The sequence below is a fragment of the Rhodosalinus sp. genome (assembly GCF_046542825.1).
GTDB lineage: Bacteria > Pseudomonadota > Alphaproteobacteria > Rhodobacterales > Rhodobacteraceae > Rhodosalinus.
This window is the reverse complement of the sequence record NZ_JBKHAQ010000024.1, coordinates 1-24702: the sequence shown is the minus strand read 5'-3', so window position 1 is coordinate 24702 and position 24702 is coordinate 1. Positions and strand designations below refer to the sequence as shown.

Here is a 24702-nt window from a genome sequence, read left to right as displayed (position 1 = left end):
CGCTTCCAAGCGGCTTCCCGGACCCCGAAGGGAGGTGCCTGATGGGACGCTACACCGACAACCCCGAGGCCGTCGCAGGCCTTTTCCGCGGCGGCGAGGTCCACCGCGACGTCTACATCGACGCCGAGGTGTTCCGGCTGGAGATGAAGCATCTCTTCCGCAACACCTGGGTCTTCGTGGGCCACGACAGCCAGACGCCGAACAAGGGAGACTATTTCACAACCCAGGTCGCGGATCAGCCGGTGATCATGGTCCGGCACACGGACGGCGAGATCAAGGTTCTCTACAACCGCTGCCCGCACAAGGGCACCAGGATCGCCATCGACCGGCAGGGCAACACCGGCAAGTTCTTCCGCTGCCCCTATCATGCCTGGTCGTTCAGGACCGACGGCTGCCTGCTCGCGATCCCGCTCAAGAAGGGCTACCAGGACACGGGCTTCGACAGGACCGAGGGCGCGAAGGGCATGACCGCCGTGGGCGCGGTGCACAACCACCGCGGCTTCGTCTTCGCCCGGCTCGCGGAAGAGGGCATCTCCTTCGAGGAGTTCTTCGGCGAGAGCCTCAGCTCGCTCGACAACATGATCGACCGCTCGCCCGAGGGCCAGCTGGAGGTCGTGGGCCCACCCTTGCGCTACATGCACAAGTGCAACTGGAAGATGCTGGTGGAGAACCAGACCGACACCTGCCACCCGATGGTGGCGCATGAATCCTCGGCCGGCACCGCGGTGCAGATCTGGAAGGAGCTGGGCTATACCGAGGACGACCCCAAGCCGCCCGCGATGGAGATCATCGCGCCCTTCATGAGCCCTTACGAGTTCTTCGAGGAAATGGGCATCCGCACCTGGCCCAACGGGCACGGGCACACGGGCGTGACGCAGTCGATCCACTCGAAATACACGCAGATCCCCGGCTATTGGGAGGCGATGGTCGAGGGCCACGGCGCGGAGAAGGCCGCGCAGATCCTGGGCGAGAACCGGCACAACACGGTCTATTTCCCCAACATCATGATCAAGGGGCCGATCCAGCAGCTGCGCGTCTTCATCCCGCTGGCCGCGGACAGGACCCTGGTGGAAAGCTACATCTATCGCCCCGTCGGCGCGCCGGACGAGCTGGTGGCGCGCAACGCGATGTACAACCGCATGATCAACGCGCCGACCTCGATCGTGGGGCATGACGACCTCGAGATGTACGAGCGCGCGCAGGAGGGGCTGCACGCGGACGGCAACGAATGGGTCAACGTCCAGCGCCTCTACACCGGGGACGAGGACTACGACCAGGAGCAGGTCGAGAACGGCACCACCGAGCGGCAGATGCGCAACCAGTTCCACGCCTGGGTGAAGTTCATGACCCGGGACATGGGCGCCGGCGCGCCGCTGCGGGAGGCCGCGGAATGAGCGTGACGCGCGACGACCTGATCGACTTCGTCTACGACGAGGCGCGGATGCTGGACGAGGGCCGCTGGGACGAGTGGCTCGACCTCTGGTTGCCGGACGGGCACTACTGGATGCCGCTGGACTGGAAGCAGGAGGATCCCGTCCACGTCACCTCGCTGATGTACGAGGACATCTTCATGCTGAAGCTGCGGGTGCAGCGGCTGACCGGCGCGCGCACCTTCAGCCAGAAGCCCAAAAGCCGCTGCCACCATGTCCTCTCGCGCCCCTACATCGACAGGATGGACGGAGAGGCGGGCGAATACGTGGTGACCACGCCCATGCATTACGTCGAGACGCGGCTCGACGAGCAGCAACTCCTCGCCCTCACCGCCCGGCACGAGCTTCGGCAGGTGGAGGGGCGCTTGCGGATCGCCAACAAGCGCGTCGATCTGCTGAACTGCGACGCGGCCTTCGGCAACATCCAGTTGCTGCCGTGATCGCCGCCGATACGCCCACCGTCTTCGCCGCCTTCGAGGACAGCGCGAGGCGCTGGCCCGACCGTCCCTTTCTTCAGGTGCTGCCGGAGACGGCGCAGGTCTACGGCATCGAGGCGGGCGAGATCGCCTACGCTGCCGCCCTGCAAGAGGTCGAGGCGCTGGCCGCGCGGCTTGAGGCGGCGGGCTACGGCGCGGGCCATCGCGTCATGGTCCTGCTGGGGAACCGGCCGGCCTTTTTCCTGTGGTTCCTCGCGCTCAACCGCATCGGCGCCTCCATCGTGCCGCTCAACCCGGACCTTCGCACCGCCGAGCAGGCCTACATGATGGGCAACGCCGAGCCGGTGCTCGTGGTCTCGGTCCCCGACCGGGTCGAGGACCTGCGCGGCGCCGCGCGCGAGGCGGACGTGGAGCTTGCCGTCATCGCGCCCGGCGACCCGCTGCCCGCGCCGCGCGAGGGCGGCCGCATCGCGCTGCGCGACGGCCCGCCGCAGGAGGCCGAGGCGGCGCTGCTCTACACCTCGGGCACCACCGGACAGCCCAAGGGCTGCGTGCTGAACAACACCTACTACCTGCAGTGCGGCCGCTGGTACGAGGAGGCGGGCGGGCTCTGCGCGCTCGGCCACGAGGGCGAGCGGATGCTGACGCCGCTGCCGGTCTTTCACATGAACGCGATGGCCGCCTCCTTCATGGCGATGGTCGCGGTGGGCGGCTGCCTGATCGTGCTGGACCGCTTCCACCCGCGAAGCTGGTGGGCCTCGGTCCGCGAAAGCCGGGCGACCTGCCTGCACTACCTGGGCGTGATCCCATCGATCCTGATGCAGGCCGAGCCGTCCCCGGCCGACCGCGACCATCAGGTGCGCTTCGGCTTCGGCGCGGGGGTGGACCCCAAGCTGCACGCCCCCTTCGAGGAACGCTTCGGCTTTCCGCTGGTCGAGGGCTGGGCGATGACCGAGACGGGCTGCGCCGCGGGCCTCACCAACAACCGCGAGCCGCGCCGCGTGGGCGAAAGCTGCCTCGGCCGCCCCGAGCCCTACATGGAACTGCGCATCGTGGACGATGCAGGGACTGACGCGGCCACCGGCCAGCCCGGGGAACTGCTGGTGCGCCGCGCGGGCGCGGACCCGCGCTTCGGCTTCTTCACCGAGTACTTCAGGAACCCGCAGGCCACGGCCGAGGTCTGGGAGGGCGGCTGGTTCCACACCGGCGACGTCGTGCGGCAGGAGGCGGATGGCAGCGTCTTCTTCGTGGACCGCAAGAAGAACGTGATCCGCCGCTCGGGCGAGAACATCGCCGCCGTCGAGGTGGAAAGCGCGCTGATGCGCCATCCGGCGATCAGGGCCGCGGGCGTGGCCGCCGTGCCGGACGAGTTGCGCGGCGACGAGGTTCTTGCCATGCTGGTGGTCGAGGGGCAGGGCGACGCGTCGCTCGCGCGCGAGATCACCGAATGGTGCCTGACACGCCTCGCCTACTACAAGGCGCCAGGCTACATCGCCTTCGTGGACGCCCTGCCGCTGACCGCCACACAGAAGATCCAGCGCGGCGCCCTCAAGACGCAGGCGGCCGAACTGCTCTCCGATCCCGCCACCCACGACCTGCGCCCGCTCAAGAAACGGACCGCGGCATGAGGCGCGCGCCCTACGACGGCGTGGTGCTGACCGCGCCCGTCACGGTGCCTTACGTCCGCTACAGCCAGGAGACCGCGCACTGGTGGATCGCGCGAGGGCTGAAGGCGGCGCTGGACGCGGCGGGACTGCGGAAAGAGGAGGTGGACGGGCTGTCCGTCTCGTCCTTCACGCTCTTTCCCGACACGCCGGTGGGGCTGGCGCAGCATCTGGGCTTCACCGTCCGATGGCTCGACACGATCCCGATGGGCGGGGCGAGCGGTGTCGTGGCCGCGCGCCGCGCCGCGCGCGCGGTGCAGGCCGGCGACGCCGATATCGTGGCCTGTGTCGCGGGCGACATGAACCGAATCGACAGCTTCCGGCGGCTGCTCTCGTCCTTCTCGCGCTTCAGCCAGGACGCGGCCTATCCCTACGGCTACGGCGGGCCGAACGCGATCTTCGCGCTCATCATGGATGCCTACATGGCCGAATACGGCGCCACGCGCGCGGACTTCGGCCGTATCGCCGTGGCGCAGCGCGAGAATGCCCTGAGGAACCCCGACGCGCTGATGAAGTCGCCCCTGACCCTCGACGCCTATCTGAACGCGCGCCCCATCGCCGAGCCCATCGCGCTCTTCGACTGCGTGATGCCCTGTGCGGGGGCCGAGGCCTTTCTCGTCCTGCGGGCGGAGGAGGCGGCGCGGCGCGGGCTTCCTTTCGCGCGCCTGCGCTCCACCATCGAGCGCCACAATGCCTTCCCCGAGGACCCGATCCAGTTGCGCGGCGGCTGGGCGGTGGACGTGAACGAGTTCTGGGAGATGGCGGGGCTGGGACCCGAGGACATGGACCTGCTCCAGACCTACGACGACTACCCCGTGATCTCGATGATGCAGGTCGAGGACCTGGGCTTCTGCGACAAGGGCGCGGGCGCCGCGTTCGTGCGGTCCCGCGACCTGACCGTCGCGGGCGATTTCCCGCACAACACCTCCGGCGGGCAGCTCTCGGTGGGGCAGGCGGGCGCCGCAGGCGGCTACCTCGGCCTTGTCGAGGCGCTGCGGCAGGTGACGGGGCAGGCCGGGCCGACCCAGGTGGCGGGCGCGCGCCGCGCCTGCGTGTCGGGCTTCGGGATGGTGAACTACGACCGCGGCGTCTGTTCCGCCGCCGCGGTGCTGGAGGGCGCATGACAGAGCCGCTCCCGAAACCGCGCAAGAAGGACCCGCAGCAGCGCAGCCGCGTGCCCACGCTGCCGCCGCTGCCGCGGTCGCGCGCCACGCTGAGCCTCGCGGTCGCCGCCGCCGAGGGGCGCTTCGTGCTTCAGCACTGCGCCGCCTGCGGGTCGGTACAGTATCCCCCCCGCGATGCCTGCCACGCCTGCCTGTCCGTGCGGCTGGAGTGGCGTGACACGGATCCGGCTGCGCAAATCCTTGCCGAGACGCGCATCCACGCCTCGCCCGATCCCTATTTCCGCGAACGCATGCCCTGGCGCACCGGCACCGCGAAGCTCGACGCGGGGCCGGTGGCCGCGGTGCACCTGCATGGCGAGGTCGGGCGCGGCGACCGCGTGCGCCTGTCGCTCCGCCTCGACCGGGCGGGGCAGGGGGTGCTGGTGGCCCTGCCGGAACGGGGGAGCGCAGCGATGGAGGACGACCCGATGACCCGCGCCATGGGCACCCATGTGAAGCACCGCCGCGTGCTGGTGACAGACGCTCGGTCAGAGGTGGCCGCGCCGCTGGTCGAGGCGCTGCTGGCCGCCGGCGCCGCGCACGTCTTCCTGGGCGAGCCGGAATCCTGGCGGCGCTGGCCGGGCCGTGCGCGTTTCGAGGGGCACGAGGACGTGACCCTGATGAAGCTCGACGTCACCGATCCCGACAGTCTGAAGACGGCGGCGGGCGAGATCGGCGGCAAGACCGACATCCTGATCAATACCGCCCGCTTCCTGCGTCCCGGCGGCATCCTGGGACAGGACACGATCCACGCCCGAGAGGCGATGGATGTGAACACGCTGGGCCTGATGCGGCTGGCGCAGGCCTTTGGGCCGGTCATGGCTGCGCGCACGGCGGACGGGATCAATTCCGCCGCCGCCTTCGTCACGCTGCTCTCGGCCTACGCGCTCACGCCCGACCCGCGCTTCGGCGCCTTCTGCGCCAGCCAGGCGGCGGCGCGCTCGGTGGCGCAGACGCTCCGGGCCGAAGTCGCGGAGGCGGGCCTGCGGGTGATCTGCGTCTATTCGGGGCACACGGAGGACGACTGGCACCAGGGTCTGCCGCCGCCCAAGGTCGCGCCGAAGGCGCTGGCGCGCAGCGTGGTGGACGGCCTCGAGCGCGGGCTGGAGGAGGTCTTCTGCGGCGACGTGGCGAAGGATATCGCGGAACGCTGGCGCCGCGACCCTGCCGTGCTGGACCGCGAGATCAGGGGGGAAGGGGCATGAGCACCTTGCGCGCGACGCTCGGCGCGCCCTTGCGGGCGCTTCTCGCGAAGAGGCCCGCGAGGGCCGATGAGCGCCACGGCACCCCGCGGAGGCTGGCATGAGCGTTCTCGATCAGCTCGCCGCCGCCCTCGCCACCGGCGCGGTGGAGGTGGTGGACCTGACCCATCGGCTCGACCCGGATTTCCCGGTCATCGTGCTGCCGCCCGAGTTCGGCCAATGCGGCCGCTTCCGGATGGAGGAGGTCTCGGCCTACGACCATCGCGGCCCGGCGTGGAAGTGGCACCATATCTCGATGAACGAGCACACCGGCACCCATTTCGACGCGCCGGTGCACTGGGTCTCGGGGCGCGACATTCCCCACGGCCATGTGGACGAGATCCCGCCCGAGGCGCTGATCGGTCCCGTGGTTGTGATCGACTGTTCCGAGGGCGCGGCGCAGGACGACAACTTCGAGCTCACGCGTGAGATCATCGAGGCCTGGGAGGCGGCGCATGGCCCCATCCCGTCCGGCGCATGGGTGCTGATGCGCACCGACTGGTCGAAGCGCTCGGGCGCCGACTACCTCAACCTGCGCGAGGACGGGGCGCATTCCCCCGGCCCCACGCCCGAGGCGGTCAAGACGCTCGTCGCGCGCGACATCCGCGGCTTCGGGGTCGAGACGGTGGGCACCGACGCAGGCCAGGGGGCGCATTACGACCCGCCCTTCCCGGCGCATTTCTACCTTCACGGGGCGGGCAAATACGGTCTGCAATGCCTTTGCAACCTCGACCGGCTGCCGCCCACGGGTGCCATGCTCATCGCGCCGCCGCTCAAGATCAGGGGCGGCACCGGCAGCCCGCTGCGCGTGCTGGCCCTTATCCCGAAGGAGGCGGCATGACCGATTACACCGCGCTCATCACCGGCGGCTCGAAGGGGATCGGCGCCGATCTGGCGCACGCGCTGCTCGACCGGGGTTATCGGGTCGTCTCCATGGCCCGCCACAGGGGCGACTGGACCCACGAGCGGCTGGAACAGGTCGAGGTGGACCTCCTCGACCCCAAGGCGGTGAAGGAGGCGGCTGGCGAGGTGACCGCGCGCCACGAGATCACGCACCTCGTCCACAACGCTGGCCTCATCTGGCCGAACCTCGTGGAGGAGGCGACGCCCGAGGACATCGCGGGGCTGGCGCAACTCCACCTCGGCGCGGCGCTCACGCTCCTGCAGGCCGCGCTTCCCGCGATGAAGGCGCGCGGCTTCGGGCGGGTGCTCTTCAACGGCTCGCGCGCGGCGCTGGGCGTGCCCACGCGCACCGCCTATTCCGCGACCAAGGCGGGGATGGTGGGCATGGCCCGCACCTGGGCGCTGGAGCTTGCGCCGTACGGCATCACCGTCAACGTCGTGGCCCCCGGCCCGATTCGGACCGACAACTTCTGGGGCATCGTCGAGAAGGGATCCGAGCGCGAGGCGAAGCTCGCGCAGGCGATCCCCGTGGGGCGCCTCGGCCAGCCCGCCGACGTGACGAACGCCTTCCTGTTCTTCTGCGATCCGGCCTCCGGCTTCGTGACGGGCCAGGTGCTTTACGTCTGCGGCGGGGCGAGCGTGGGCACGATCACGCTCTGAGCCTGTCGGGGCCGGTCACGGCCTCCTGTCCGGTCCGCGACGCCGAAGGCCGACATGATCTGCCCCGGCTCGAACTGCTTGGCATGCACGCCGGTGATCCGCTCGCGCAGCGCGTCGCGCGCGATCTGGTGGTGAAACCGCGGAATGAAGCGGGTGTTGGATGCGGCTGCGCGTCCCGTCACTCTGGCCGACGCTGCACGGCAGGGCCTCACGGGCTTCGTCTGTGGGTTCACGGTGCCGGGTAAGAGGACAGGGGACCGCGTGCCCAGCCGGATCTCAACGCATGGCATACGCCTCGCCGCGCTGCCCGGCTGCATCCGGGCCGCGGCCTGCACCCCGGCCGCGCGCTCGCGCAGGCCGAACGGCGCGCTCACATGGTCGGTTTCCCGCCCCGGTCGGGCCGGAACAGCCATGTCCTGAGGATGCGCCATGCGCTTCACCGACCCTTGGCAAGCGCGGACCGAGCGCGCACAAGGGGGCGCGAAGCAGGAGGGCGCGCAATGAGCGAACGGATGCAGGCCGTGATGTGGAACCCCGCGAAGGGCGGTTACGAGGCCGCCGAGGCCCCGGTGCCGGAGCCCGGGCCGCGCGACCTGCTGATCCGGGTCAAGGCCTCTGCGCTCAACCCGGTGGACGCCAAGATGCGCGGCCGGATCCCGGCCGACGCGCCGCCCCGCCCGCTTGGCTTCGACGCCTGCGGCGAGGTGCTGTCCAAGGGCGGCGAGGTCGCGGGCTTCGCCCATGGCGAGCGGGTCTGGTACGCCGGTGCCGCCGACCGGCCCGGCAGCTTCGCCACGCACCAGCTTGTCGATCACCGGATCGCCGCGAAGGCGCCCGCGTCGCTCGACTCCGCCGATGCCGCGGCCCTGCCGCTGACCGCGATCACCGCCTGGGAGGCGCTCTTCGACCGCCTGGGATACGCGGCCCTGTCGGAGACGCCGCAGCCGCAGCGCCTGCTCGTCATCAACGGCGCAGGCGGGGTGGGCTCGGTCGCGCTGCAACTTGCACGGCTGTCGGGCATCCGGGCGACCGCCACCGCCTCGCGCGCCGAAAGCCGCGACTGGTGCACCCGGATGGGGGCCGCGGACGTGGTGGATCACGCCGCGCTGGAGGAGATGGCCGAGTCCGGCTTCGACCGCATCCTCTGCGCCCACGACACCGACCGCTACTTTCCGCTCATGGCGCGCCTCGTGGCGCCGCAGGGCCGCATCGTCTCGATCGTGGGCACACAGGAAAAGCACGACCTCGCGCCGCTCTTCCAGAAAAGCGCGAGCTTCGGCTGGGAATACATGTTCACAAGGCCGGTGAGGCAGACGCCGGACATGACCCGGCAGGGCGACATCCTGGCGCAGGTCGCCCGGCTCTGCGACGCGGGAAAGATCCTGCCCACGCGGACCGAAACCTTCCGCGGCCTGTCGGTCGAGACGATCGAGGCCGCGCAGGCCCGCCTCGCCGAGGGCCGCCAGATCGGCAAGATCGCCTTCGTCTGGTGACGCGCGGCGGGTGACGGCCCGTGCCCGGTGCCGTCGGCGTCGGCGTCAGCGTCGTGCGCCGGATCCCGCCCCGCGTCGCGCGCTGGGATCGCCTCTCCGCGCCGGGCTGCCACGCAGTGGCGCTCGGTCCATGCCCTGCGTATACTGTGGCCACGCCTTCACGAGAAGCGAGCGCGCGCATGGTCTTCAGTTTCCTCTCCGGCCAGTTCATCGACGTCATCGAATGGACGAACGAGACCCGCGACACGCTGGTCTGGCGGTTCGAGCGCCACGGGCACGAGATCAAGTACGGCGCCAAGCTGACGGTGCGCGAGGGGCAGGCGGCGGTCTTCGTCCACGAGGGGCAGCTCGCGGACGTCTTCACCCCCGGTCTCTACATGCTCGAGACCAACAACATGCCGATCCTGACGACGCTGCAGCACTGGGATCACGGCTTCCGCTCGCCCTTCAAGTCCGAGGTCTACTTCGTCTCCACCACGCGCTTTGCGAACCTCAAGTGGGGCACCAAGAACCCGGTGATCGCCCGCGACCCGGAGTTCGGCCCCGTCCGGCTGCGCGCCTTCGGCACTTACGCGATCCGCGTCGCCGACCCCGCCCGCTTCCTGCAGGAGATCGTGGGCACCGACGGCGAATTCACGATGGACGAGATCAGCTTCCAGATCCGCAACGTGATCGTGCAGGAGGTGAGCCGCGCGCTGGCGGCCTCGGGCATCCCGGTGCTGGACATGGCGGCCAACACCGCCGATCTCGGCAAGCTGGTGGCACGCGAGATCGCGCCGGTGATGGCCGACTACGGGTTGCAGATCCCCGAGCTCTACATCGAGAACATCTCGCTGCCGCAGGCGGTGGAGGCCGCGCTCGACAAGCGCACCTCGATGGGGCTGGTGGGCGATCTCGACCGCTTCGCGCAGTATTCCGCCGCCGAGGCGATGAGCCGCGCGGCCGACAATCCCGCAGGCGGCGGCATGGCCGCGGGGCTGGGCGCGGGCATGGGCATGGCGATGGGCGCGCAGATGGCCCGCCAGGGGCCCTGGGGCGCGCAGCCTGCGCAACCCGCCCCGCCGCCCCCGCCGGTCGAGCACGTCTGGCACATCGCGGAGAACGGGCAGACGAAGGGCCCCTTTTCCAAGGCCGCGCTGGGCCGGATGGCGGCCTCCGGCGAGCTCACGCGCGACACCTTCGTCTGGACCGCCGGGCAGGACGGCTGGAAACGGGCCGAGGACGTGGCCGAACTCGCGCAGCTCTTCACCGTGATGCCCCCACCGCCCCCCCCTTCTCCCGGGGACTGACGCCCGGTCCTTCCTCTTGCCAGAAATACCCCCGCCGGAGGCGTATCCTTCCGTATCACAGGGTCCCACGGGAGCCCAGCCTGCCTTGATCCTGGTTTAAAGTCAGCGGGTTAGGGCCTCCCGGCCGCTCGGGAGTGTCCGGGCGGTCGCAGCACGGAACGTGGATTGGAAGAAGGATACGGAACGGTCAGATCGAACAACTCACGGATCGCCCGGCTCAGCCCCTGAACCGGCAGGCCGAACACTACATGTTCAGGAAAGACCCTCGGGGCGCCTTCACCCGCTTCCTCGACGATGGCCGGATCTGCCTCACGAACAACGCGGCCGAACGCGCGCTCCGTGGCGTGGCCCTCGGCCGGAAGTCCTGGCTCTTCGCCGGCTCGGAGCGCGGCGGCGACCGCTCCGCCTTCATGTATTCCCTGATCGTCACCGCGAAGATGAACGACGTCGATCCTCAGGCCTGAGCCCCCGGCCTTCAGCCGCGGTCGGGCAGCATCTGCTGCGCGATGCCTGCAAAGAGCAGGTAGATCGACGAGAGGCTCAGCGCCCAGGTCACTGCGGCGCTTGCCTCGAACTCGTGCCATGCCGCCCAGAACACCAGCGCCGACCACAGCACCGCCACGGGCAGCGACAGCGTGCGCCAGCGTCTGGTGCGCACCGGATGGATGAAGCGCAGCGGCAGGAACATCGCGACGGCCAGCGACGCCACCAGCCCGAAGATCAGCCAGAAGGCGGGCTCGACCACGAAAAGCACCGGCACCACCATGTTCCAGCAGCCCGGAAAGCCGTTGAACGACTTGTCACCCGTCTTCATCCGCGTGTCGGCGAAATAGAGCGCCGAGGCGAAGGTGATCAGGATGATCGCCACCCAGCCGGTCCAGCCCGGCAGCAGCCCCGACTCGAAGAGCGCGAAGGCGGGAATGAAGACGTAGGTCAGATAGTCGATGATCAGGTCCAGAAGGTCGCCGTCGAAACGCGCGCCATGCGTGCGCACATGGAAGCGCCGTGCCAGCGGACCGTCCACCCCGTCCACCGCGAAGGCGACGATCAGCCAGAGCACCATCATCGGCCAGTCGCCCCCGGCCGCCGCCAGCATCGCCAGCATCGCGAAGACCGCGCCCGTGGCGGTGAAGAGATGGACGAGGATCGCCTGCACGGTCGGAGACATGGCGCCCCTCATGGCGGAAAGCGCGGACCGGTTCAACCGCCGTGGCGTGCCCGCCGTGCGCTGGCACGCCTCGTGTCCATCCGGAAAACATGTCCGTCCGGAAGCGGCAGAGGCCGCGCCCCCAGTCCTTCCTCTTGCCCGAAATACCCCGGGGGTGAGGCCCGCAAGGGCCGAGGGGGCAGCGCCCCCTGTCGGCGGCCGGTTCCGGCACGGACTTCAGCCGCCGGCGCCCCGCGCCTTGGGGTGGGCGGCCTCGTAGACCTCGATCAGCCGCGCGGTGTCCACCGCGGTATAGCCCTGCGTCGTGGAGAGCGAGGCATGCCCCAGCAGTTCCTGGATCACGCGCAGGTCGCCGCCCGCGGCCAGCAGATGGGTGGCGAAGCTGTGGCGCAGGGCGTGCGGCGTGGCCGAGGCCGGCAGGCCCAACTGCGCGCGCGCCTGCGCGGTCGCCTTCTGCACGAGGCGGGGGTTCAGCTCGCCGCCGCGAGCCCCGCGAAAGAGAGGCGCATCGCGTTCCAGGGCGAAGGGACAGAGCCGCAGATACGCTCCCACCGCCTCCCGCGCGGCCGGGATGAGCGGCACCAGCCGCGTCCGTCCCCCCTTGCCGGTGATGCGCAGGCTCTCGCCGAAGGGCCAGTCGCGGCCCTTCAGCGACAGCGCCTCCGCGATCCGCAGGCCGCAGCCGTAAAGCAGCGTCACAACCGCCGCATCGCGCGCGGCGATCCAGGCTTCCGCGTGCTGCAGACCCACGGTGTCCAGCAGCTCGCGTGCCGCCTCCTCTGCAAGCGGGCGGGGCAGGCCGCGCGGGTACTTCGGCGCGCGCGCGGCAAGGATCGCGGAGGCGTCGAAGCCGTCCGTCTCGGCCAGCCAGCGGTAGAAGCTCTTGAGCGCCGAAAGTCGCCGGGCAAGCGTGCGTGGTCCCGCGCCCCCCGCGCGCCCCCGTGCAAGCCAGGCGCGCACGTCGCCAAGCCCCGCGCGCGCCAGCGCCGCGCGGCCCTGCGGCCCGCCGTGATGCTCGGCCAGAAAGCCCATGAAATCCGCGACATCGGCGCGATAGGCCGCCTCCGTGTTGGGCGCGCCGCCGCGAAGCGCCCGGCGCGCGGCCAGCCACCCCTCCAGCGCCTCCGCGGCCCCCTTCGAGATCACGCCAGCCAGCGCCGCATCGTGCGCTCGAAGACGCCGCCGAAGAAGGCCAGCAGGTCGGTGCCGTGCTGCGGGCTGAACTGGTGCGGATCCTCGGATCCCATCAGCAGGTAGCCGGGCAGCCGGCCCTCGCCCAGGTCCAGCCGGATCACGGCCTCGGATCGAAGCTCTGCCGCCGCATCCCCGTAGAGCCGGCGCGCGCCGCCGTCGATCTGGCGGAGCGTCACGGGGCGGGGCACCGGGCCCTCCGCACCAAGGTAGCGCGGGCCGAACCCGGGCTCGGTCACGCGCAGCACGCCGCCCAGCCGTGACAGCACCGGGTCGACCTGACCCTGCGCGGACTCAAGAACCAGCCGCAGCGCCTCGACCCGAAGGATCGCCGCGACCTCGCCCTCGAGATCGGCAAGGAATGCCGCGAAATCCGCGGGATCGAGCATCCGCAGGATCGCGCGATGCACCTGGTTGGTGCCGGCGAGGTTGTCGTAGGCCGCGGCGATGACGCTGCGGTGCGTCTCTTCCAGCCGGTCGAGCCGCGCTTCCAGCCGCTCCATGGCGATGCCGCGCATGTCGACGATGTTGGCGCCCATCGTGCGCTCGTTCGCCGCGACCAGCGCGCGCATCACTTCGGCGTCTTCGAGGATGGTTTCCGGCGACGCGATCAGGCGCGCCCGCAGGGACGGGTCGATCAGGGCTGTAGTGCTGCTCATGCCTCGTGCCTCTGGTTTTTCAGACACACTAGCACGCGCTCAGAGGATTTTCTGCCCCGTTTTTTCCCAGTCGGCGAGGAAGGCGGCAAGCCCCTTGTCGGTCAGCGGGTGGGCGGCCATCGCCTTGATCACCGCGGGAGGCGCGGTGGCCACGTCGGCGCCGATCCTGGCGCATTCGGTCATGTGGTTGACCGAACGGATCGAGGCGGCCAGCACCTCTGTCTCGTAGCCGTGCGCGTCATAGATCTCGCGGATGTCGGCAATGAGCTGCAGCCCGTCGAGGTTGATGTCGTCGAGCCGCCCGATGAAGGGCGAGATGAAGCTGGCGCCCGCCTTGGCGGCCAGCAGGGCCTGCGCGGCGGAGAAGCAGAGCGTGACATTGACCATGCGCCCCTCGTCCGAAAGCGTCTTGCAGGCCTTAAGCCCCTCCCAGGTGAGCGGCACCTTGATCGCGATGTTGTCCGCGATCTTCGCAAGCTCGCGCCCCTCGGCCACCATGCCGTCGGCGTCCGGCGCGACGGTCTCGGCGCTCACGGGGCCGTCCACAAGGGCGCAGATCTCGGCGGTGACCTCGCGGATGTCGCGGCCCGACTTCATGATCAGCGAGGGGTTGGTGGTGACGCCGTCCACGACGCCAAGTTCGTGGAGTTCGCGGATGGCCGCGATGTCGGCGGTGTCGACGAAGAATTTCATGGGTCTCTCTTTCGGTGAACGCGGTTGCGGCTTGGCCTCTGTCGCCGTCGCGTTTACTCCGGTTGCGGCCATGAGCAAAGCCCCGACCCCGCGTTCCGATCCGTCCGCCTTCTACCCCGAAGGCGCGCGGATCGCCGTTCTGACGACGCAGCCGCTGGGCCGGCCCTTCGACTATCGCGCGCCCGAAGGCGGCGTGCGCGCGGGCGCCTTCGTCGAGGCGCCGCTGGGGCCGCGCCGCGTCCTGGGCGTGGTCTGGGGGCCGGGCAGCGGCGAGGTGCCGGAGGCGAAGCTGCGGCCGTTGCTGCGCGTGCTCGACGCGGCCCCGATGCGCGCCGAGCTGCGCGGGTTTCTCGAACGCGCGGCGGACTACACGCTGACGCCGCTGCCCGCGATGCTGCGGCTGGCGACGCGCGCGCCGGGGCTGGGCGATCCGCCGTCGATGCAGCGGCTCTACCGCCTGGGGGACGCGGCGCCCACGCGCATGACCGAGGCGCGCGAACGCGTGCTGGAGGTGCTGGAGGCGGCCGAATCCGGTCTGACTCTGCGCGAACTGACCGACGAGGCGGGTGTCTCGTCCTCGGTCGTCAAGGGCCTTGTCGCGCAGGGCGCGGTGGCCGAGATCGAGACGCCGCGCGACGCGCCCTTTCCCCGGCTCGACCCGCAGGTGCGCGGCAAGTCGCTGAGCGAGGATCAGGCGCCGGCGGCCGCCCGGCTGCGCGCGGCGCTGGCGCCGGGCGGCTACGGCACCACGCTGCTCAAGGGCGTCACCGGCTCGGGCAAGACCGAGGTCTATCTCGAGGCGGTGGCAGAATGCCTTGCGCAGGGCCGGCAGGCGCTGGTCCTCTTGCCCGAGATCGCGCTGACAGCCGAATTCCTCGCCCGGGTCGAGGCGCGCTTCGGCGCGCGGCCGGCCGAATGGCACTCGGGCCTCACGATGACCGAACGGCGCCGCGTCTGGCGCATGGCGGGCGAGGGCGGCGCGCAGATGGTGGTGGGCGCGCGCTCTGCGCTCTTCCTGCCCTTCGCCGATCTGGGCCTGATCGTCGTGGATGAAGAGCACGACAGCTCCTACAAGCAGGAGGACGGGGTGCTCTACAACGCGCGAGACATGGCCGTGCTGCGCGCCTCGCTGGCCCGGGCGCAGGTGGTGCTGGCCTCGGCCACGCCCTCGCTGGAAAGCTGGGCCAATGCAGAGGCCGGCAAATACGCGCGGCTCGAACTGCCCGCGCGCTTCGGCGCGGTCCTGCCCGAGATGCGGGCCATCGACATGCGCGCAGAGGGGCTGCCCGCCGGCCGCTGGATATCCGGGACGCTGGCGCGCGCGGTCGAGACGCGGATCGAGGCGGGCGAGCAGGCGATGCTCTTCATCAACCGGCGCGGCTATGCCCCGGTCACGCTCTGCCGCGCCTGCGGGCATCAGATCGGGTGCCCGCACTGCGACGCGCGGCTGGTCGAACACCGCTTTCTCAGGCGTCTCGTCTGCCACCAGTGCGGCGAGTCGATCCCGACGCCGGCCGCCTGTCCCGAGTGCGGCAAGGAGGACAGCCTCGCCGCGATCGGTCCCGGCGTCGAGCGGCTGGCCGAGGAGGCGGCGGCGCGCTTTCCGGGCGCGCGGCTTGCGGTGCTCAGTTCCGACCTCTTCGCCTCGGCCCGCGCGCTCAAGGCCGAGATCGCCGCCATCGCGGAAGGCGGCGCCGACATCGTGATCGGCACGCAGCTCGTCGCCAAGGGTCACAACTTCCCTCTGCTCACGCTGGTGGGGGTGATCGACGCCGACCTCGCTTTGCACGGCTCGGACCTGCGGGCGGCGGAGCGCACCTTCCAGCTCATGCGGCAGGTGGCAGGGCGCGCGGGGCGGGCCGAAAAGCCCGGCGTGGCGCTGCTGCAGACCCACCAGCCCGAGCATCCGGTGATCCGCGCCATCCTCGCCGGCGACGAGGAGGGCTTCTGGCGCGCCGAGGCCGCGGCGCGGCAGGCGGCAGGGATGCCGCCCTACGGCCGGTTGGCGGGGATCATACTGTCGGGCCCCGAACCGCAGCCGGTCTTCGAGCTGGCGCAGGCGCTTGCCCGCGCCGATGCGCCGCTCAGACGCATCGGCGCGCAGGTCTGGGGCCCGGCGCCCGCGCCCATCGCCCGGATCCGCGGCCGCCACCGCGTGCGCCTGCTGGTCAAGGCGGCGAAAGGTGCCCCGTTGCAGGGCGCGCTTTCGGACTGGATCGCGCAGGTCGAGGTGAAACCGCCCCTGCGCCTTGCCGTGGACATCGACCCGCAGAGCTTCTTCTAGATCCTTCAATGGTCCGGAAATACCCAGGCCCGTGCCCAGCCGCGGGCCCGGCGTCGCAGCGGCGCGCGGAATGGGTATTTTCAGACCATTGAAAGACGGCGCTCACGCCGCCTGCGCCGCGGCCCGCTGATCGACCAGGACATCCGTCACGATTGCACCCAGCCACATGCAGAAGAGCGCCATCAGGGCCGTGCCCGCGAAGATCGAGCCGCCGGTGACGCCCGCCCCGATCGCGCAGCCCCCCGCAAGCATGCCCCCGAAGCCCATCATCGCCGCGCCGACCATCGCCTTGCGCATGCTGATCTCGCTCTCGAAGCCCTGGAACTTCAGCTCCCGGCCCCACCATGCCGCAAGGAACGCGCCGAGGAAGACGCCCGGCACGAGACCGATGTCGAAGTCGAGGATCGCCGCCCGGTCGAGGGTGAACATCAGCGTGCTGGCAGAGGGGCCAGTGAAGGTGATGCTTTCGATGGTCACCGGGTCGAAGGCCACCTGAGCGAGCGAAAAGGTCAGCCAGTAGCCCACGGCCACCGAGAAGCCGACGCCCGAGGCGAAGACCAGCCGCGCGGGGCCGATCCGGTTGCGCCGGGAAAGCTCGAGCGCGACCGCCGCGATGGCAAGCCCAAGCGCAAGCCCGCCCCACTGCGGCAGGCCCGCCCAGGTCAGCAGGTTCAGGTTCTGACCGCCTTCCGTGATCCAGAGCCCCGCCAGACGGTCGCGCGCCGGCGTGAGCCAGCCGGCGAGCGCCATCTGCGCCACCACCGCGAAGATCAGGCCGGAGACCACCGAGCGCAGGTTGCCCGTCGCCGCCAGCACCAGCAGCCGCCCCGAGCAGCCGCGCGCCAGCACCATGCCCGCGCCGAACATCAGCCCGCCGATGATCGCGCCGGACCAGCTGCCCGGCACCGCCATCATGCGCGCGTCGTCGGGGCGCAACAGCCCTGTCAGCGCCGCCGCCTGCACCCAGACCAGCGCGGTCGAGAAGGTCAGCAGCCAGACCGCCACCTTGTCGCCCAGCCGGCCACGCGCGAATTCGACCGTCGCCGCGCGCAGGCAGAAGCGCGACCGCTGCGCCGCCACGCCGAAGATCAGGCCGGTCAGCACCCCGAAGAGCGCCGCCGCGGGCGCCTCGCCGATCCGCTCGAGCAGGGGGATTATGTCCATGTCGCCGCCTCCGTCGCACAGGGCCGGACAGGGCGGTTCGTGCCATGTCCGGGAGGTCGCCGCCTTGATGCAGATCACGTTGCGCGAAAATGACCGCCGGCCCGGTGCCTGGGGTCCGGCGTCCGGGGCTCTGCGGGTGGCAGCCTATGTCGCCCTTCGAAGGTGTGCCGGCCACCGGTTGCGAACGCCGCGCTGTCTGTGGTGCAGCGCCGATGGGTGCCGCGCCCGCGACCTGAGATGCGGGACTTCGGCGGTTGCGGACCGGCTGGCGCAGCCCGCATGACTTGCGCCGGAACGCCCGGGCGCCGCGGCAGGCGTCGATGTATCGCGCAGGGCGAGCGCCCCGCTTGACGTTGGTCACCGTCGCTGCCACGAGCCTCCAGCCCCCCCTAGCGGAGATCATCCATGCCCACCTATACCGCGCTGACCACTCTCTCGGGCCGCGATGCCGCCGAGGCACTGGGCGAGGCGCTGGAGGCGCTGGAGCCCGCGCCCACCGGGGTCGGCGTCTTCGAGATCGAGGATGGCTCGGGCCTGTGGGAGGTGGGGGCCTATTTCGACGCGGCACCGGATGAGGTGGCGCTGGCGCTGCTGGCCGCGGCACATGGCGCGGCGCGCTTCACGGTCTCGGTGTTGCCGGAGACCGACTGGGTCGCGCATGTCCGGCGCGAACTTGCGCCGGTGGTGGCGGGCCGGTTCTTCGTGCACGGATCGCACGACGCCGACGGTGTGCCGGAAGATGCCGAGCCGCTGCTGATCGAGGCGAGCATGGCCTTCGGCACCGGGCACCACGGCACGACACAGGGCTGCCTGCGGGCGCTGGACGCCCTGTCCGACGCACCGCCGCCCGCGCGGGTCGCGGATATCGGCTGCGGCACCGCGGTGTTGGCGATGGCGGCGGCGCGGCTCTGGCCGGAGGCGCGGGTGATCGCCTCGGACATGGACCCGGTCGCGGTGGAGGTCGCCGAGGCCAATCTTGCGGCAAACGGGCTCGCGGGCCGCGTTGCCTGCCGCGTGGCAGAGGGGTTCCGGCATCCCGACCTGGCGGCGGCGGCGCCCTTCGACCTGATTGTCGCGAATATCCTGAAAGCGCCCCTCATCGCGCTGGCGCCGGACATGGCGGCGCATTGTTCGCCCCGCGGGCGACTGATTCTCTCGGGACTTCTCACCGAACAAGGCGACGATGTGGCGGCGCATTATGCACGCCACGGCTTCAGTCTCGAGAAGAGTGAAAGAATTGTAGATTGGATTACCCTGCAGTTCCGAAAGATGTCATAATTCACCCGCAATCTTCTGGGCAATTGACACGTTTGCCCCATTCTTGCCACATTTTCGGCCGACATGAGGAGCATACCGGTGGGGGCCGGTATCGGAGGCTGCCATGGCCCAAATCGAATTCGACGAGCGCCTGCGGCGTATTCAGCGCAGAAACCGCCGTCTGTCGCGCGGCGCGGTGCCCTACATCGACAGCACCGGCCTGGTCACGTTCCGCCCGAAGCGCCGGGGGCTGAGGCTGCCGCTGCGCGGCCTGTTGCTTGTCGCGGCCGGGTTCGTCGTGTTCAAGGGGCTGGTTCTGGCCCACCTCGGGCAGGAACTCTACGAGGACCGTCTCGCCCTGCTGCGTTCGGGCACCGTCATCGAACAGGGCGGCGCCTGGGCGATGGAGATCGACCCGGCGACCGAATGGGTCGCCGCGCAACTCTGGCCGTTCCTGAACTGACATCCATCGTCCGGCGCGATTCTTCCGGTGCGTCACTGTCCCGGACAAGCGAAAGCCCAGCCGATCCGGCCGGGCCTCGCGCGTGTCGTCCTGTCACCGCCGGCGCGCGCACCGGCGTTGAATCAGCCGATCCGGTCGATTTCCCCGCGGGTCAGGCCGATATCCTCGAGTTCCCGGTCGCTGAGCTTCGAGAGAGCCTTGCGGGTGACGCGTGCGTCGTTCCATGCCGCCAGCGCCCCCAGCATTCCGGGGAATCCGAACGACATGCGGCCGGGCACGGCCGGCTTGCCGTAGGTTGTACGGGCGGTGTCGAATGCAGCCATTTCCAGCCTCCTGTGCCTGCGCGGAGCCTGCGTGCTCCTGTGTCTGACAGGACGCAGTTAGGCGGGCCGGCGCGACCGCACAATGAGCATTTTTTGCATGGGTCACATGCAGCGGCGACATGCCTCTTGACACGATGCAATACTCTGAATTCCCGGCAAAAATCCGCTTTATTCCTGTCGTCTCCGGGCCTCGGCGTGTCGCTTTCGGACGGCCGGTGTCCCAAGCGCGACACCGGCGTCGCAAACAGGCCACGGCCGCTTTCCCCATTGGCGGGCGTTCGCGTTTCGTGCTAGTGCGTCGGAAAAGCAACAGGCAGGGGCGTACATGCGGGTTCTGGGGATCGATCCGGGCTTGCGCACCCTCGGGTGGGGGGTGATCGAGGCCGAGGGTGGGCGCCTTTCGCACCTTGGCAACGGGCACTGCCTCTCGGGCGAGGGCGATCTGGCGGCACGCCTGCTTGCGCTGCACACGCAGCTTGCCGATATCGTCGCGCGCTTCGCCCCCGATTGCGCCGCGGTCGAGCAGACCTTCGTCAACAAGGACGCGGCCGGCACCCTGAAGCTGGGACAGGCGCGCGGCATCGCGCTGCTGGTGCCGGCGCAGGCAGGGCTCCCCGTGGACGAATACGCGCCCAACCAGGTGAAGAAGACCGTCGTGGGCGTGGGTCATGCGGCGAAGGAGCAGGTCCAGCACATGGTGCGGATGCAATTGCCCGGCGTGCGGCTTGCGGGGCCTGATGCCGCGGATGCGCTGGCGGTGGCGATCTGCCATGCCCATCACGCGCGGGGCCGTCGGCTGCACGCGCTGGCGGGGGCGGCGCGATGATCGGGCGGCTTGCCGGGCGGATCGAGTATCGCGCGGAGGATCACGTGCTGATCGATGTGCGCGGCGTGGGCTATGTGGTGCACTGCTCGGAGCGCACCCTGGGCGCGCTGCCGGGACCGGGCGAGGCGGTGGCGCTCTGGACCGATCTGCTGGTGCGCGAGGACCTGCTGCAGCTCTACGGCTTTCTCACGCTGGGCGAACGGGAATGGCACCGCCTGCTGATGCGGGTGCAGGGGGTGGGGGCCAAGGCCTCGCTGGCGATCCTGGGCGCGCTGGGCGCGGACGGGGTGAGCCGTGCGGTGGCGCTGGGCGACTGGTCCGCGATCAAGGCGGCGAAGGGGATCGGTCCCAAGACGGCGCAGCGCGTGGTCAACGAACTGCGCGACAAGGCGCCGGGGGTCATGGCGCTGGATCACGCGGGGGTCTCCGAACCGACAGCGCCTGTTGCAGCCGACGCGGCGGGGCCTGCGGTTGCACCTGCGACGCGCCCCGTCACCTCGGCGCCCGCGCGGGCAGAGGCGCTGTCGGCGCTGGGCAATCTGGGCTACGCCCCCGGCGAGGCGGCGGCCGCCGTCGCCGAGGCGCAGCACGAGACGCCGGAGGCCGACACCGCCGCGCTGATCCGCGCCGCGCTCGGGCGGCTGGCGCCGAAGGGATAGGAGAGATGCGCGCTCATCGGTCCCTCACGGGTCCTCTTCGCGATGACAGCCCGCACGGGCTGGAAGAGCGATGACGGCGGGCCCCGATCCCACCCTGCGCCCCGAACCTCAGGCGGGCGATGCGGACCGTGCGCTGCGGCCGCTCGCGCTGTCGGAGTTCATCGGTCAGGCGGAGGCGCGGGCGAACCTGCGCGTCTTTCTCGACTCCGCCCGCCAGCGCGGCGAGGCGATGGATCACACGCTGTTCTTCGGTCCGCCGGGCCTTGGCAAGACCACCCTCGCGCAGATCGTCGCGCGCGAACTGGGTGTCAACTTCCGCATGACGAGCGGGCCGGTGCTGGCCAGGGCCGGCGATCTGGCCGCGATTCTCACCAATCTCGAGGCGCGCGACGTCCTTTTCATCGACGAGATTCACCGGCTGAACCCGGTGGTCGAGGAGATCCTCTACCCGGCGATGGAGGATTTCGAGCTCGATCTCGTGATCGGCGAGGGGCCGGCGGCGCGCACCGTGCGGATCGAGCTGCAGCCCTTCACGCTGGTAGGGGCGACCACGCGGCTGGGGCTGTTGACCACGCCGCTGCGCGATCGCTTCGGCATCCCCGTGCGGCTGGAATTCTATGCCGCCGAAGAGCTGACCGAGATCGTCGCCCGCAACGCCGTGAAGCTGGGCGTTCCGGCCGACCGGGCCGGCGCGGAGGAGATCGCGCGCCGCGCGCGCGGCACCCCGCGCATCGCCGGGCGGCTCTTGCGCCGGGTGGTGGATTTCGCCGTGGTCGAGGGCGACGGGCGGGTGACCCGCGCGCTTGCCGACGGCGCACTGACACGGTTGGGGGTGGACGGGCTGGGCCTCGATTCGGCCGATCGCCGCTACCTGCGGCTGATCGCGGAGAGCTACATGGGCGGCCCTGTGGGGATCGAGACGATCTCGGCCGCGCTGTCGGAAAGCCGCGACGCGCTCGAGGAGGTGATCGAGCCCTACCTGCTGCAGCAGGGGCTGATCCAGCGCACGCCGCGCGGGCGGATGCTGGCGCAGCGCGGCTGGACGCACCTGGGCCTCGCGCCGCCTGCGCCGCCGGGCCAGCCCGGGCTTTTCGAGGATTGAGCGGGAAAGGGACGGCGGGCTGCCCCCGCTCTGCCGCTCGCGCGGCATTCTCCGCCCCAGAGTATTTCTCCGCCCCAGAGTATTCCGGTCCGGGAAGACGGACGCGCCCGTGGCGGAGTAGATCACCGAAAGCGGCGCGCCGTCGCGGTCTTCGACACGGATCCCGACGATGAATTGGCTCGCCTCCGGCTGCGTGTCGTAGCCCATGCGCGTCCCCGTCAAGCGACATCTGGTAGCGCGCCGGGCGGCGCCGGACCGGGCGTTCTTCGTCAGGAATGACGAGTTTGGCATATCGATCTGCGTGACGCCCAGTCGTCGTCGCGCAATCTGCTGGCGACACTTGCGCCCGATGGAACAGATGGCGGGCATGTCGCCGCCAGTGGGCCCTGCCGGCGCTTGGCAGGCGGGGGCACCGGCACGTCCGGGCCACAACGGGGCGGCCGTTGCGGGGCGGCCTTGCTGGCAACAAAAACGGGCCGCCGAAGTGCCGAACCGACCGTCCTTCCATGGGCCGAAGCACCGGAGCGAACGCGCGGGCCTGTGGAGCCAAGGGCAGCCGCCCGCGCGCCGCGTCTTGTTGAACGCCACGGTCCTTCATCCGACCGGGGGCCCTATGCGGCGGCCGGCCGCGCCGCATCGCCGACCGCGTCACGGGCAAGGCCGCGTCGGCGCTCCGCCGCGCCGCCATCGCCCGATCGCGGGTCTAGCTCTCGCGCGGGATCGCCGGGGCAGCACTCGTGCGCCAGCCAGAGTCGCCGCGGACAAAGGCGAAACCCGCGTCGCGGCGAAAACGACCCTGATCCGCGAGCATCCGCGTCACGCCGATCTGCCCGCCGTCCAGCGTGATCACGGCGAAATCGTTGCCCTGTCCGCGGTGCCGGGTCGAGATACCCGTCCCGACATGCACCTGCAGAACGCGGGTGCCGCCCTTGCGCTCGACGAAGGGTTCCGCGAGCCAGCGGTGGAGATGTCCCGACAGCACGAGGTGTGCGTCGCAGTCGGCAAGCGTCTCGAGCGTACGGCGCGCGTTGCGCATAAGTTTCTTGCCGCTGCCGGGCGACTGGCCGAAGGGATGGTGCGCGAGGAGCACGTTCAGCCGCCCCGAGCCGGGAAACGCGCGGCAGGCGCGCCTCAGGTGCCGCCGGCGCACGCGCCCGCGCTGCCAGGCCAAGGGGTCAGCGGTGTTCAGACCCTGCACCATCAGCGCCGGATCCTGCCACACCGGCGCAAGATCGCGCGAAACATGGCGGCGATAGCGGGCGAAGGGCCGCAGGAGACGCAGGTCGGGCCGGTCGAGGGGGATGTCGTGGTTGCCCGGCACGCAGAGGACCGGCGCGGGCAGGGCGTCGAGAAAGTGCGCGGCGGCCTCGAACTGCGCGCGGCGCGCCCGCTGCGTCAGGTCGCCTGTCACCGCGACCAGGTCGGGTTCTGCCTCGCGGACGGCAGCGAGCAGGGGGGCCAGCAATTCCGGCGTCTCGCGGCCGAAGTGCAGGTCGGACAGATGAACGATGCGTCTCATCCAGCGTCTTCCTGCGGCACATGCACGTCCAGCGCCGATCGCGCGGGCGCCACGCGCAGGGGGGTCTGCATCCATTCGCGCTCGCCGTCGCGGGCGACCAGGCTGCGGGAACGCCCGGTACCGATGACCAGTCGTCGCGCGGTGCCAAGGGCGAAGTGATCGCCGCGCTCCGGCTTGCCGCGCGCAAGGGCGAGCGCGGCACGGGCCAGGTCGCGCCGCCGCGTGCCGCTCGCGGCAAAGACGGCAAGACCGCCCGCGCGCACGGCCTCGGCGCCCTCGAGATTGTAGGTCTCGAGCTGGAAGGCCGACCGCGCGACGAAGAGAAGTGGCGTGCGCAGCCGGCGGGTCCGCCCGTCGAGGGTCAGCGACAGGCGCATGGGCCGCTGCATTCCGGCCAGCGCCAGCACGACGGACCAGTAGGCCGCGATGCGGGAGCGGCCCCAGCGCGCATAGATCCCCTCCCGCCGCTCGAGAATGGACGGATAGAGGCCAAGGCTCATGTTGTTGAGAAACACCCTGCCGTTGACGCATCCCGGGTGGACTTCGCGCAGATGCCCGCCCGCAAGCACCGCGATCGCCCGATCCTCGTCGAGCGGCAGCCCGAGACCGCGGGCGAAGTAGTTGAACGTCCCCAGCGGGACGACCCCGAGCCGCGCGGGGCGGGGCGCGGCGACCAGCGCATCGGCCACGCCCGACACGGTCCCGTCGCCGCCCGCCGCCACCACGGTCGCAGCCCCGGACCGGACGGCGGCGCGCGCCGCCTCGCCCGGCGACCGGCCGCGGCCGGTGGGGTGGATATCGGCCTCGAGGCCCGCCTCCGCGAAGCGCCGGCGCAGCCGTTCCGTCCGGCCTTCGCGCCCGGCCGGCTCGCCGGAGGCGGGATTGACGACGACAGCGAAGGGGGCGGTCATTGGGCGGGTCTCCGGGCACGCGGCATATCCGTCAAACCCGCTCCCAAGGGCTTGCGTTCCCCCGATGAACACCCTGCCGGAACCGCGTTGACACCCCCCCGAGGCTGCACTAAACCCAGCCGGCGAGGCCGAGGTAGCTCAGTTGGTAGAGCAGACGACTGAAAATCGTCGTGTCGGCGGTTCGATTCCGTCCCTCGGCACCA

At 70.7% G+C, this 24702-nt stretch carries 24 protein-coding genes, 1 tRNA gene and 1 pseudogene; 17 read left to right on the top strand and 9 right to left on the bottom strand.

Annotated elements, in window-relative coordinates:
• The first annotated feature begins 41 nt into the window (after window positions 1-41).
• The 7 genes from ACLFOB_RS05215 (at window position 42) to ACLFOB_RS05185 (ending at window position 7498) form a co-directional block, all read left to right on the top strand.
• Complete coding sequence (locus ACLFOB_RS05215; protein WP_410925289.1) at window positions 42-1394, top strand: aromatic ring-hydroxylating dioxygenase subunit alpha; 1353 nt, start codon at window positions 42-44, stop codon at window positions 1392-1394.
• Window positions 1391-1870, top strand: a complete 480-nt coding sequence (locus ACLFOB_RS05210) for an aromatic-ring-hydroxylating dioxygenase subunit beta (RefSeq protein WP_410925287.1) — start codon at window positions 1391-1393, stop codon at window positions 1868-1870. Before ACLFOB_RS05215 ends, ACLFOB_RS05210 begins: the two co-directional genes overlap by 4 nt.
• Complete coding sequence (locus tag ACLFOB_RS05205; protein WP_410925285.1) at window positions 1867-3495, top strand: AMP-binding protein; 1629 nt, start codon at window positions 1867-1869, stop codon at window positions 3493-3495. The genes ACLFOB_RS05210 and ACLFOB_RS05205 overlap by 4 nt, the downstream gene beginning before the upstream one ends.
• Window positions 3492-4655, top strand: coding sequence for a thiolase family protein (locus ACLFOB_RS05200; protein ID WP_410925283.1), 1164 nt, complete (start codon window positions 3492-3494; stop codon window positions 4653-4655). The genes ACLFOB_RS05205 and ACLFOB_RS05200 overlap by 4 nt, the downstream gene beginning before the upstream one ends.
• Entirely contained in the window at window positions 4652-5899 is a 1248-nt protein-coding gene (locus ACLFOB_RS05195) for an SDR family NAD(P)-dependent oxidoreductase (RefSeq protein ID WP_410925281.1), read from the top strand. The genes ACLFOB_RS05200 and ACLFOB_RS05195 overlap by 4 nt, the downstream gene beginning before the upstream one ends.
• A 97-nt stretch (window positions 5900-5996) precedes the next feature.
• A complete protein-coding gene (locus tag ACLFOB_RS05190) occupies window positions 5997-6776 on the top strand; it encodes a cyclase family protein (RefSeq protein ID WP_410918194.1) in 780 nt (259 codons plus the stop codon).
• Window positions 6773-7498 carry an SDR family NAD(P)-dependent oxidoreductase gene (locus ACLFOB_RS05185; protein ID WP_410925279.1) on the top strand — a complete coding sequence of 242 codons (726 nt, stop codon included), beginning with the start codon at window positions 6773-6775 and terminating at the stop codon, window positions 7496-7498. Before ACLFOB_RS05190 ends, ACLFOB_RS05185 begins: the two co-directional genes overlap by 4 nt.
• Here the strand turns inward: ACLFOB_RS05185 and ACLFOB_RS05180 are convergent.
• Window positions 7456-7680, bottom strand: a complete 225-nt coding sequence (locus ACLFOB_RS05180) for a hypothetical protein (protein ID WP_410925277.1) — start codon at window positions 7678-7680, stop codon at window positions 7456-7458. The two genes, ACLFOB_RS05185 and ACLFOB_RS05180, sit on opposite strands and share 43 nt — an antisense overlap.
• A 318-nt stretch (window positions 7681-7998) precedes the next feature.
• On the opposite strand from ACLFOB_RS05180, the gene ACLFOB_RS05175 reads away from it, so the two are divergent.
• The 3 genes and pseudogenes from ACLFOB_RS05175 to ACLFOB_RS05165 form a co-directional block, all read left to right on the top strand.
• Window positions 7999-8991: a zinc-binding alcohol dehydrogenase family protein gene (locus ACLFOB_RS05175; protein WP_410925275.1), complete on the top strand. Its 993-nt coding sequence runs from the start codon at window positions 7999-8001 to the stop codon at window positions 8989-8991.
• 179 nt (window positions 8992-9170) lie between these two features.
• Window positions 9171-10280, top strand: coding sequence for an SPFH domain-containing protein (locus tag ACLFOB_RS05170; protein ID WP_410925273.1), 1110 nt, complete (start codon window positions 9171-9173; stop codon window positions 10278-10280).
• Window positions 10281-10444: 164 nt separating this feature from the next.
• Window positions 10445-10741, top strand: a pseudogene (locus ACLFOB_RS05165) (IS66 family transposase); the annotation flags it as partial.
• Between the two features lie 14 nt (window positions 10742-10755).
• Here the strand turns inward: ACLFOB_RS05165 and ACLFOB_RS05160 are convergent.
• The 4 genes from ACLFOB_RS05160 to fsa form a co-directional block, all read right to left on the bottom strand.
• Window positions 10756-11448 carry a CDP-alcohol phosphatidyltransferase family protein gene (locus tag ACLFOB_RS05160; RefSeq protein ID WP_410925271.1) on the bottom strand — a complete coding sequence of 231 codons (693 nt, stop codon included), beginning with the start codon at window positions 11446-11448 and terminating at the stop codon, window positions 10756-10758.
• A 216-nt stretch (window positions 11449-11664) separates the two neighbouring features.
• Window positions 11665-12594, bottom strand: a complete 930-nt coding sequence (locus ACLFOB_RS05155; protein WP_410925269.1) for a tyrosine recombinase XerC — start codon at window positions 12592-12594, stop codon at window positions 11665-11667.
• Window positions 12591-13298 (bottom strand): DUF484 family protein, encoded by a 708-nt coding sequence (locus ACLFOB_RS05150; RefSeq protein WP_410925267.1) that lies wholly within the window; start codon window positions 13296-13298, stop codon window positions 12591-12593. The genes ACLFOB_RS05155 and ACLFOB_RS05150 overlap by 4 nt, the downstream gene beginning before the upstream one ends.
• A gap of 39 nt (window positions 13299-13337) precedes the next feature.
• Window positions 13338-13991, bottom strand: a complete 654-nt coding sequence (gene fsa, locus ACLFOB_RS05145) for a fructose-6-phosphate aldolase (RefSeq protein ID WP_410916850.1) — start codon at window positions 13989-13991, stop codon at window positions 13338-13340.
• Between the two features lie 70 nt (window positions 13992-14061).
• On the opposite strand from fsa, the gene ACLFOB_RS05140 reads away from it, so the two are divergent.
• Window positions 14062-16275: a primosomal protein N' gene (locus tag ACLFOB_RS05140; RefSeq protein WP_410925265.1), complete on the top strand. Its 2214-nt coding sequence runs from the start codon at window positions 14062-14064 to the stop codon at window positions 16273-16275.
• A 102-nt stretch (window positions 16276-16377) separates the two neighbouring features.
• Here ACLFOB_RS05140 and ACLFOB_RS05135 read toward each other — a convergent pair whose 3' ends face one another.
• A complete protein-coding gene (locus tag ACLFOB_RS05135; protein ID WP_410925263.1) occupies window positions 16378-17439 on the bottom strand; it encodes a YeeE/YedE family protein in 1062 nt (353 codons plus the stop codon).
• A gap of 405 nt (window positions 17440-17844) precedes the next feature.
• On the opposite strand from ACLFOB_RS05135, the gene ACLFOB_RS05130 reads away from it, so the two are divergent.
• On the top strand, window positions 17845-18717 hold the full coding sequence (locus ACLFOB_RS05130) for a 50S ribosomal protein L11 methyltransferase (RefSeq protein ID WP_410916846.1): 873 nt from the start codon (window positions 17845-17847) through the stop codon (window positions 18715-18717).
• Between the two features lie 103 nt (window positions 18718-18820).
• Window positions 18821-19159 carry a hypothetical protein gene (locus tag ACLFOB_RS05125; protein ID WP_410925261.1) on the top strand — a complete coding sequence of 113 codons (339 nt, stop codon included), beginning with the start codon at window positions 18821-18823 and terminating at the stop codon, window positions 19157-19159.
• 122 nt (window positions 19160-19281) lie between these two features.
• On the opposite strand, the gene ACLFOB_RS05120 is transcribed toward ACLFOB_RS05125, so the two are convergent.
• A complete protein-coding gene (locus ACLFOB_RS05120) occupies window positions 19282-19482 on the bottom strand; it encodes a DUF1127 domain-containing protein (protein WP_410925259.1) in 201 nt (66 codons plus the stop codon).
• A gap of 325 nt (window positions 19483-19807) precedes the next feature.
• Between ACLFOB_RS05120 and ruvC the strand changes: the two genes are divergently transcribed.
• The 3 genes from ruvC to ruvB all read left to right on the top strand — a co-directional run bounded on the left by ruvC (window position 19808) and on the right by ruvB (window position 22069).
• Entirely contained in the window at window positions 19808-20308 is a 501-nt protein-coding gene (ruvC, locus tag ACLFOB_RS05115) for a crossover junction endodeoxyribonuclease RuvC (RefSeq protein ID WP_410916843.1), read from the top strand.
• Entirely contained in the window at window positions 20305-20967 is a 663-nt protein-coding gene (gene ruvA / locus ACLFOB_RS05110; protein WP_410916842.1) for a Holliday junction branch migration protein RuvA, read from the top strand. Before ruvC ends, ruvA begins: the two co-directional genes overlap by 4 nt.
• 70 nt (window positions 20968-21037) lie before the next feature.
• Window positions 21038-22069 carry a Holliday junction branch migration DNA helicase RuvB gene (gene ruvB, locus ACLFOB_RS05105; protein ID WP_410916841.1) on the top strand — a complete coding sequence of 344 codons (1032 nt, stop codon included), beginning with the start codon at window positions 21038-21040 and terminating at the stop codon, window positions 22067-22069.
• A 703-nt stretch (window positions 22070-22772) separates the two neighbouring features.
• Here ruvB and ACLFOB_RS05100 read toward each other — a convergent pair.
• Complete coding sequence (locus ACLFOB_RS05100; protein WP_410916840.1) at window positions 22773-23588, bottom strand: metallophosphoesterase family protein; 816 nt, start codon at window positions 23586-23588, stop codon at window positions 22773-22775.
• Window positions 23585-24499: a diacylglycerol/lipid kinase family protein gene (locus tag ACLFOB_RS05095; protein WP_410925257.1), complete on the bottom strand. Its 915-nt coding sequence runs from the start codon at window positions 24497-24499 to the stop codon at window positions 23585-23587. Before ACLFOB_RS05095 ends, ACLFOB_RS05100 begins: the two co-directional genes overlap by 4 nt.
• A gap of 127 nt (window positions 24500-24626) precedes the next feature.
• Here ACLFOB_RS05095 and ACLFOB_RS05090 point away from each other — a divergent pair.
• Window positions 24627-24702, top strand: a tRNA-Phe gene (locus tag ACLFOB_RS05090).